Below are 1,367 nucleotides of genomic sequence, written 5' to 3' on the forward strand. Positions count from 1 at the left end.
TAAAGCTCATTACAAAACCACCGCCGGGCATCGGGTTGCCCTGCACTTCAATCACTCGTCCATCAGGACGCACACGGGAAGAGGTATGTCGCGTACCTTGTTCAAGGTGATACACGCGGCGGCGTACGTGGTCTTCTGGATCGCCGGGGCCACACAAACCTTGCTCAGCATTGTGGCGAATCACATCAGCAATCGGTCGGCCGACTTGAATCAATCCGGGTGGGAATACAAACAGCTCTAGGTAACGCTGGTTCCACGCCACCAGCCGCAGTTGTTTGTCGACCACCGCAATCCCTTGGCCGATATGTTCAATCGCCCCTTGGAGTAATCCGCGGCTAAAGTCGTACAACTCGGATGCTTCATCAACGATGGTTGCGACTTCTTCAAGCTGCATATTTCTGCCTTGCAACGCAGAAGTAAGTACTAACTTGGCGGAAGAGGCACCAAACACTCCAGCCAATACGCGTTCAGTGTGACGAATCAACGAAGACGGCGCTTGTTGGTTCGGTAACAACTCCTCTCGCTGCTGGCTCCAATAGGCTTGGAAAGCCACTTTCACCCGAGTGCGGCCAACAAAGCGTGAGGCAAGCATTTCCAGCTCAGCCACGGTAACTCGACTTTGGTACAAGCTGATGTTTTCGCTTTCAGGCAGCGGTGTTCCGACAAAAGACGCCGACTGTAAGCGCTCACTTAGGCTTGGACGCGTCGCCAGAGACACCGCGACAAAACACACCGCGTTCGCCACCACACTCATGATCATGCCCCAATCCGAAATCGCAATGTCGAAGCTCGACAGCACCTCTGGCGGCGTGATTAACCAAATCAAAAAGTTGTTGCTGGCATTACCAGCTAACATGTCGGTTTGGCTCATTAAGGTAATCAACCAAATCGTAAAACCGACCGCGAGGCCAACATAAACGCCTTTCTTGTTACCCTGACGCCAATACATACCGCCAATCAATGCAGGAGCAAACTGGGTAATGGCTGCAAACGAGAGAAAACCTATCGCAGAGAGTGAGTGGATACTATCTAAAGCCTGATAAAATCCCCATGCACCAATCAACAAAATCAGAATTAGAGCGCGGCGAATACGCAGCAAAAGCTCAGAAAAGTGGTGATGGTTGCGCTGCGCCAAGCGCATTCGGCGTAATATCAGCGGCATCACTAAGTCGTTCGATACCATGATCGCCAAAGCAATGGTTGAAACAATCACCATACCGCTCGCCGCCGAAGTACCGCCCAAAAACGCCAGTAACGCAATCTCGCTTGCCCCCACCGCCATCGGCACACTGATCACGTAAGTATCGGCAGATGTTCCGCTCAATAGCCCTTGCCCGACCCACGCGATTGGCAACACAAATACGCCC

The 1,367-nt window shown here is 52.5% G+C and carries 1 protein-coding gene; it reads right to left on the reverse strand.

Annotated features, from left to right (window positions below):
* A partial coding sequence (locus R7Q47_RS24670) for a PAS-domain containing protein (protein ID WP_318089891.1) occupies nucleotides 1-1,367 on the reverse strand: 1,367 nt, incomplete at both ends.

This window comes from Vibrio sp. Vb0349 (genome assembly GCF_033338975.1).